Source organism: Thiolapillus sp. (assembly GCF_048562965.1).
Lineage (GTDB): Bacteria > Pseudomonadota > Gammaproteobacteria > Chromatiales > Chromatiaceae > Thiolapillus > Thiolapillus brandeum_A.
Window position 1 is genome coordinate 1 of sequence record NZ_JBHNMF010001408.1, and the last position, 642, is coordinate 642.

1 protein-coding gene is annotated in these 642 nt (G+C 52.6%); it reads right to left on the reverse strand.

Features of this window, described 5'->3' with window-relative positions; all coding sequences use genetic code 11:
* Nucleotides 1-626, reverse strand: a 626-nt coding sequence (locus ACOCD2_RS24640; RefSeq protein ID WP_419626327.1) for a conjugal transfer protein TraG N-terminal domain-containing protein, incomplete at its 3' end; no start/stop codon positions are given.
* Nucleotides 627-642 lie beyond the last annotated feature (16 nt).

The window sequence follows — 642 nt, forward strand, 5'->3', positions numbered from 1 at the left end:
GCCGCCAGGATTTCTGACGAAACCATGAGCTTTGTGGAAACGATATCGTAGAAGTGAATCGGATTGAAAGCGCCGTGCTGCCAGCTCCAGTAGAAGTTCTTAAATGCGGTTTTGGTTTGCTCCATGGTGATGTAGTTGATCAATATGGCCGCGGGCATCCAGGACTGGATCCAGAACCCAAACAGCGCATATTTCAAAATAATCGATATACCGGCAATCCCGGTGGCTACCGCAACCACGATAACGATGGGCGCCAGGCCATAGAACAGGTATGTGAGAAGGTTCATCAAGGGGATCATGATCTTCTGAAAGATCGACGCCTGCATGGCGGAATCTATCTTGGCAGTTTCACTGGCTTCGGTGATGGATGTCACGCATTCCTGAAATGCCGTTTCATCGGCTGCGCTCCCGCACCCCATCGAGCCGATAGCCCACTGATTGAACAGCAGGTCGGTCATGAAGTTGCGTGCTTGTAGCTGGCTCATCCCGGTACCTTCCTGAACGGCTTGTACGACATCGTTCTGAAAAACGTACCTTGGCTGTGCCATGGATGAGTAGGCGGTGCCGGTAGGCGCGGCAATGGCGGCGTTGAGATCGACACTTGCCTGGCCGTCAAGACCCTGCATATAGTTGGTCAATTCC